The sequence below is a fragment of the Intrasporangium sp. genome, from assembly GCF_039812505.1.
Classification (GTDB): domain Bacteria; phylum Actinomycetota; class Actinomycetes; order Actinomycetales; family Dermatophilaceae; genus Intrasporangium_A.
This window is the reverse complement of sequence record NZ_JBDIAQ010000174.1, coordinates 1-6,637: the sequence shown is the minus strand read 5'-3', so window position 1 is coordinate 6,637 and position 6,637 is coordinate 1. Positions and strand designations below refer to the sequence as shown.

Here is a 6,637-nt window from a genome sequence, read left to right as displayed (position 1 = left end):
CCCGCGGCCAGCCACATCGCCCCGGTGACGACCGGCTCGGGCCGGACCGGCAGCCCCTTGTCGTCGAGTCCGGTGCCGTGCAGGTTGAGCCGGGGGATCCCCAGGCGCTGGGCGACCGGGACCGACTGCTCGGCGGTGGCGAGCAGCTCGTCGGCCCCCTCGCGGTCCGTGAGCGTGCCGCGGATGTATCCGGTCATCGAGGAGAAGATCACGCCCTCGTCGTGCAGGGCCTCCAGCGCGTCGAGGTCGTGCCGGGTCCAGTCCCAGATCTCGACCTGGAAGCCCAGCTCGTGGATCCGCCGGATGCGTTCGGCCACCGGCAGGTCCAGGAAGACCATCTCGGAGCTGACCGCCAGGGTGAACGGGCTGCTCATGCCACGCCCCCGGCCACCCGGTCGGTGTCGCGGACGGCGACGGTGCCGCCGGTCTGCACCGACTCGATGCAGGCCAGGGCGACGGCGAGCGCGGCGCGGGCGTCGGCACCGCCCACCTCGGGAGCCGACCCCGCGCGGACGGCGGCACAGAAGGAGGCGAGCTCGGCGGCATACGCGTCGGGGAACAGCACGGTGTCGGCCCGCACCGTCGGGCGCCAGACACCCTCCCGGCTCCAGTGGGCCATCGTCACCTGGGCGGGGCTGCCGGCCGTGACCATGCCCGCCGAGCCGAAGACCTCTCCGCGCACGTCGTAGCCGTAGGCTGCCGAGAAGCTGGCCTCGGCGGTGGCGATCGCGCCGTTGTCGTACCGGATCGTCACGACGGCGGTGTCCAGCAGCCCACTGTGCTTGAAGTCGGGGGCGACGAGCGCGTCGGCCATCGCGTTGACCTCCACCGCCCCGGCCCCGGCGTTGAACCAGTTGAGGGTGTCGAAGTCGTGGATCAGCGTCTGCGTGAAGATCGTCCACGGCGGGACGCCGCCGGGGTCGGCCAGCCCGGGGTCGCGGGTCAGCGAGCGCAGCAGCTGGGGCCGGCCGATGCCGCCTGCCGCGACGACGGCCCGGGCAGCGGCGAAGTCGGCCGCGAAGCGGCGGTTGAAGCCGACCTGCAGGGGCACGCCGGCCGCGCGGCAGGCCGCGATCGCGCGGTCGGCGTCGGCCAGGGTCATCGCCATCGGCTTCTCGACGAAGACCGCCTTGCCGGCCGCGGCGGCGGCCACCACGAGGTCGGCGTGGGCGGTGCTGGCACACGTGATGGCCACGGCCTCGACGCGTGGGTCCTCGATGAGCGCCTGTGAGTCGCGGGTGGCCTCGGCGCCCAGGGGCTCGGCGAGACGTGCTGCCGCGCCGTCGGCCGGGTCGGCGACGAGGACCAGCTCCGCCTCGGGGAGACGCCGGGCGATGGTGGTCGCGTGGTAGGTGCCGATGCGTCCGGCGCCGATGAGCCCGAGGCGGACGGGCGGGGTCGTGGTCATGGTGCTCCTCGTCGGTGTTCTAGAGCGCTCTAGTCGTGTCTCCAGTGAAGCGGGTCGGGCGGGGCCGCGTCAAGCGCTCCAGCGCGAGGAACTGGAGCGCTCTAGCTACAGTTGTCGTATGCCGCCGAGCCGGGTCACGATGGAGCACGTCGCCGCGCGCGCCGGCGTCTCCCGCGCCCTGGTGTCGATCGTCTTCCGGGGTGCGCCGGGTGCCTCCGGGCCGACCCGCGAGCGCGTCCTCGCCGCGGCCCGCGAGCTGGACTACCGGCCCGACACCCGGGCCAGCCGCCTCGGCCGGACGCGGACCCGGACCCTGGGCGTCGTCTTCGCCGTGGGCCACGCGTTCCACGGTGACCTGCTCGAGTCCCTCTACGTGGAGACGGAGTCCGCCGGCTACGAGCTGGTGCTGAGCGGCGTGACCCGGGAGCGCGCCGAGGGTATCGCCGTGGAGACCCTGCTCGCCGAGCGGTGCGAGGGGCTGCTGCTGATCGGCACCGACCTGCCCCGGGCCCGGCTCGCCGCGCTCGCCGCACAGGTGCCGGTGGTCAGCCTGCTGCGTGCGGTGCGAGCGCCTGGAGTGGAGGTCGTGCGCACCGACGACGCGGCTGGAATGCGCCAGGTCGTCGAGCACCTCGCCGGTCTCGGCCACGACCGCCTGGCTCTGCTCGACGGCGGACGAGCCGCCGGCGCGGCGGCGCGCAGGCGTGGGTTCAGGGCTGCGGCCCGGCGGCTGCTGCCCGGACGGGACCAGGTGCTGGTCCCCGGCGGGCTGACCGAGGAGGACGGGGCGCGGGCGGCGACGGCCTACCTCGACCTGGCCAACCCACGGCCCAGCGCGGTCGCCGCGTTCAACGACCGGTGCGCGCTCGGTTTCATCGACGTGGTGCGGCAGGCCGGGCTACGTGTCCCCCGGGACGTGTCCGTCGTCGGGTTCGACGACATCCGGCAGGCCGGCTACGCCCACGTCGGGCTGACGACCGTCCGGCAGGAGGCCCGGCAGCTGGGCGCCGCGGCCGTGCAGCGACTGGCCGCGCGGCTCGACACCGGCGAGGTCGACCCGGGCGACGTCGTAGTCGCGCCCACCCTGGTGGTGCGGACCTCGACGGCGTCGCCAGGTGGTTGACCCGGCGGCCGGGCGCATCAGCGACGAGGACCCTGACGACCACGTCAGCGAGACGACATGGCGTCGTGCGGTCGCGATGCCGGCGGACCCGTGGTGGCACGCACGATCAGGACCGGATCGAGCACGACCTCGACGTCGTCGCTGCGCGGCCCCTCCAGCCGCTCGACCGCGCACCGCACCGCCGTCGTCGCCAGCTCGCCCGGCACCTGGCTGACCGAGGTGAGCGCGACGGTTCCGAGCCGGGCCAGCGGGCTGTCGTCGTACCCGACCAGCGAGAGGTCCCCGGGCACCGACCGGCCGTCGCGGCGCAGCCCGTCGAGCAGCCCCAGCGCACAGCGGTCGTTGAAGGCGACCACGGCCGACACGGGTCGGTCCCGCAGCCGGCGGACCGCGGCGACGCCGTCGTCCTCGGTGGCGCCGCCCGGCACGATCGCCACGGCGTCCGGTCCGACCAGCCGGCGCATGGCCCGGCGGTAGCCCGCTCGGCGCAGGGTCGAGATCGTCCCGCTCGGGCCGTCGACGAAGACGACGTCCCGGTGCCCCAGCGCGGTCAGGTGCGCGACCGCGAGCGCGACGCCCTGGTCGTCCGCGGCCCGCACCACGTCGACCCCACCGGCCGACACCCGCCGGCCCAGGGCGACGACGGGCCGGTCGCGGGCCAGGTCGGACAGCCGTGCCGGCGACAGGCCGGGCGCCAGCAGGACCAGCGCCTCGCAGCGCGAGTCGAGCAGCGCCTCGACCACCCGGCGCTCGTCGTGGGTCCGGGTCAGGGGGCTGACCACGACCTCGTAGCCCAGCAAGTCTGCGGCTGCATGGATCTCCTCGACGAGCTCGGCGTGGAACGGGCTGCGGATGTCCATCGAGACCCCGAGCAGCTGGGTGCGGCGACGGGCGAGCAGGCTGGCGGTCCGGTCGGCGCGGTAGCCCAGCGCCTGAGCAGCCGCCAGGACCACCTCTCGGGCCCGGTCGCCCGGGCCGGGTCGGCCGCGCAGCACCAGCGACGCCGTCGCGGTCGACACCCCGGCCCGCGCGGCGACGTCCGCCAGGCGCGGTCGCGAGGGGCGGGAGGGCGGCATACGGCTCCTTCGCGGATCAGCGCTCCAGTTTGTCAGGACAAGTTGTTGACAGCCGCCGGGCGATGGCGGCACACTTTCTTAAAGCGCTTTAAAGGATACCCCACCAGACAGACCCAGAGAGGTACGCAATGACCAGTGCGCCCATCGGTGTGGCCGTCATCGGAGCCGGCATGGCCGGCCGCGCCCACTGCGCGGGCTACCGGATGGCTCCGACCCTGTTCGACCCTCCGCTGCCGCCGGTGCGGTACGTCTCGGTGATCGACGCGAACGCGGCCGTGGCGCAGGACGCTGCCACCCGCTACCTCTACGAGGAGCACGGCACCGACTGGCGCGTGCTGCTCGAGGACGACCGGGTCGACGCCGTGAGCATCGTCGTCGCGAACCAGCTGCACCGCGAGATCGCCGAGGCGCTGCTGGCCGCGGGCAAGCACGTGCTCTGCGAGAAGCCGCTGGCTCCGAGCCTTGCGGACGCCACCGCGATGGTGGCGGCAGCGCAGGCTCACCCGGACCTCGTCGCCGCCACGGGGTTCGTGTACCGGCGCCAGCCCGCCGTCGCCCACATCCGCGCGCTGCTGCAGGCCGAGCTCGGCGAGGTGTCCCACTTCAACGGTCACTACTGGTGCGACTACGCGCGCAGCGCCGAGGTGCCCATGTCGTGGCGGTTCAAGGGCGGCCCGGGGACCGGTGCGCTCGGCGACATCGGCAGCCACCTGGTCGACCTCGCCGAGTTCGTCTGCGGACCGCTCGTGCAGGTCAGCGGGGGCACCTTCACGACCAAGGTCACCGAGCGCGCCCTGCCGCTCGGGCAGACCTACGGCCACGCCAAGGCGGCCCTCAGCGACCAGCGCGAGCCGGTGGAGAACGACGACGTGGCCACCTTCACCGGGCACTTCGCCTCGGGTGCCGCCGGCACCTTCTCGATCTCCCGGATCGCCCCCGGCCACGCCAACTCCCTCGGGTTCGAGGTGTTCGCCGAGCACGGCGCGGCTCGCTGGAACATGGACCGGATGTCCGAGTTCGAGGTCATCGACCGGCTCCGCGGCGACGGCGACGACGGCTACCGCACGGTCCTGGTCGGGCCGGCCCACCCGTACATCCGCAACGGGGTCCCGATGGACTTCCCCGGCACGGCGTTCGGCGTCGGCGACCTGTTCGGCTACCAGGCCCGGGCCTTCCTCGAGGCCGTCGCCGGCATCCAGGGTGGTCTGCCCGCGCCCGCCGGCTTCGTCGACGGGGTCCGCGACCTGACCATCCTCGACGCGGTGACGCGCTCGGCCGCCGCCGGCGGTGCCGCCGTCGACGTGTCGACCGCAGGCCGCCCGGTCGAGGCGACCGCCCGCGCCTGAGCCGCCCCGGACCCGAGCCGCCCCGGGCCGGCCCGACCCAGCCGGCGGCGGGAGCGCGCACCCGGCACCGACCCCACTCAGCGGCATACCGTCGCATCAACCGGAAGGACCAGATCATGTACCTCGGCGCCTACAACGCCTGCCTGGCCGACAAGTCGCTCGGCGAGGCCCTCGACCTCATCGCCGGTCTCGGCCTGACCAGTGTCGAGATCAACTCCGGCGGCTTCCTGCCCCCGATCCACTTGCCCGTCAAGGAGATCCGCGAGAGCGAGGACGCCCGTCAGCAGTACCTGGGTGAGTTCAGCTCGCGGGGTCTGACGCTCACGGCGCTCAACTGCAACGGCAACCCGCTCCACCCGCGCGCCGACTTCCCGCACTCACGCGACCTGCACGACTCGATCGAGCTGGCCGCGCTGCTCGGGGTCAAGCGCGTCGTGACCATGTCCGGCACGCCCGGCAGTGAGCCGAACACCTCTGTCCCGGTGTGGAACCCGCTGCCGTGGTGGAGCCCGTTCCTCGACATCCAGGACCACCAGTGGAGCGTCGCGGTCCCGTACTGGAAGGACATCCAGGCCCGCGCCGCGGACGCGGACGTGAAGATCGCCATCGAGATGCACCCCGGCAACATCGTCTTCAACCCGCGCACCCTGCACCGGCTCGTGGCGGAGATCAACGCGACGCACGTCGGCGCCGAGATGGACCCGAGCCACCTGTTCTGGCAGGGCATCGACCCGGTGCTCGCCGTCGCCGACTTCGGCGAGCTGGTCTACAACGCGGCCGCCAAGGACACCCGGATCAACGAGGCCGCGAAGGTCAACGGCGTCATCGACGACAGCTTCTCCCGGGTCGCCCCGGGTGAGCCGGGCTACCTGCCGCTGGGTGGCGGCACGAGCCTGAGCGGCTGGCCGGCGAGCTCGTCGTGGGACTTCGTCGCGGTCGGACGCGGCCACGACACCGCATACTGGACCGAGTTCCTGCGCGCCCTGCAGCGGGTCGACCCGGACATGCCCGTCAACATCGAGCACGAGGACCAGGAGCTCGACCAGCTCGAGGGCCTGCGTTTCGCAGCGCAGACCCTAATCGACGCCGAGAAGGCGATCTGAGAAGGAGGGCGGCCTGATGTCGGACGAGCCCCTGCGCATCGGCATCCTCGGGGCGGCGCGCATCGCCGAGCTGAGCATCGTGCGGCCCGCCGCGGCGACGGGGCACCGCCTCGTCGCCGTCGCTGCCCGCGACCCCGAGCGGGCCGCCGCGTTCGCCGCGCGGCACGGCGTCGAACGGGTGCATGCGAGCTACGACGACCTGCTGGCCGACCCGGAGATCGAGGCGGTCTACAACCCGCTGGCCAACGGGCTGCACGCACCGTGGAACCTGCGAGCACTCGTGGCCGGTAAGCACGTGCTGGCCGAGAAGCCGTCGGCCGCCAACGCCGACGAGGCGGCCCGGGTGCGCGACGCCGCGCACGCATCTGGGCGGGTGTTCATGGAGGCGTTCCACTACCCGTACCACCCGCTGTTCCAGCGCGTGGTGTCGCTGCTGGGGCAAGGCGCGGTCGGCGAGGTCCGGCACGTCGAGGCGTTCCTCGGTATGCCGCCGCCGGGCCCCACCGACCCGCGGTGGTCGTTCGAGCTCGCGGGCGGGGCCACCATGGACCTCGGCTGCTACGCCCTGTCCGCGCTCGCGC

General features: G+C 73.6%; 6 protein-coding genes and 1 pseudogene. 4 read left to right on the top strand and 3 right to left on the bottom strand.

Annotation, left to right across the window (positions count from 1 at the left end; genetic code table 11):
• Positions 1-374, bottom strand: a pseudogene (locus tag WMI84_RS16070) (hydroxypyruvate isomerase); the annotation flags it as partial.
• On the bottom strand, positions 371-1,408 hold the full coding sequence (locus WMI84_RS16065) for a Gfo/Idh/MocA family oxidoreductase (RefSeq protein ID WP_347354786.1): 1,038 nt from the start codon (positions 1,406-1,408) through the stop codon (positions 371-373). The pseudogene WMI84_RS16070 and the gene WMI84_RS16065, both read right to left, overlap by 4 nt.
• Positions 1,409-1,526: 118 nt before the next feature.
• Here WMI84_RS16065 and WMI84_RS16060 point away from each other — a divergent pair, with 118 nt between their 5' ends.
• Positions 1,527-2,531 carry a LacI family DNA-binding transcriptional regulator gene (locus WMI84_RS16060; RefSeq protein ID WP_347354785.1) on the top strand — a complete coding sequence of 335 codons (1,005 nt, stop codon included), beginning with the start codon at positions 1,527-1,529 and terminating at the stop codon, positions 2,529-2,531.
• A 44-nt stretch (positions 2,532-2,575) separates the two neighbouring features.
• On the opposite strand, the gene WMI84_RS16055 is transcribed toward WMI84_RS16060, so the two are convergent.
• Positions 2,576-3,607 carry a LacI family DNA-binding transcriptional regulator gene (locus WMI84_RS16055; RefSeq protein WP_347354784.1) on the bottom strand — a complete coding sequence of 344 codons (1,032 nt, stop codon included), beginning with the start codon at positions 3,605-3,607 and terminating at the stop codon, positions 2,576-2,578.
• Between the two features lie 128 nt (positions 3,608-3,735).
• Between WMI84_RS16055 and WMI84_RS16050 the strand changes: the two genes are divergently transcribed.
• The 3 genes from WMI84_RS16050 to WMI84_RS16040 form a co-directional block, all read left to right on the top strand.
• Positions 3,736-4,953, top strand: coding sequence for a Gfo/Idh/MocA family oxidoreductase (locus WMI84_RS16050; RefSeq protein WP_347354783.1), 1,218 nt, complete (start codon positions 3,736-3,738; stop codon positions 4,951-4,953).
• 116 nt (positions 4,954-5,069) lie between these two features.
• Complete coding sequence (locus WMI84_RS16045) at positions 5,070-6,056, top strand: sugar phosphate isomerase/epimerase (protein ID WP_347354782.1); 987 nt, start codon at positions 5,070-5,072, stop codon at positions 6,054-6,056.
• A gap of 16 nt (positions 6,057-6,072) precedes the next feature.
• The coding region (locus tag WMI84_RS16040; protein ID WP_347354781.1) for a Gfo/Idh/MocA family oxidoreductase at positions 6,073-6,637 on the top strand (565 nt) is incomplete at its 3' end.

Coding starts and splice junctions, on each gene's coding strand:
- WMI84_RS16065 (WP_347354786.1), bottom strand. CDS start 1,408: ATGACCACGACCCCGCCCGTCCGCCTCGGGCTCATCGGCGCCGGACGC.
- WMI84_RS16060 (WP_347354785.1), top strand. CDS start 1,527: ATGCCGCCGAGCCGGGTCACGATGGAGCACGTCGCCGCGCGCGCCGGC.
- WMI84_RS16055 (WP_347354784.1), bottom strand. CDS start 3,607: ATGCCGCCCTCCCGCCCCTCGCGACCGCGCCTGGCGGACGTCGCCGCG.
- WMI84_RS16050 (WP_347354783.1), top strand. CDS start 3,736: ATGACCAGTGCGCCCATCGGTGTGGCCGTCATCGGAGCCGGCATGGCC.
- WMI84_RS16045 (WP_347354782.1), top strand. CDS start 5,070: ATGTACCTCGGCGCCTACAACGCCTGCCTGGCCGACAAGTCGCTCGGC.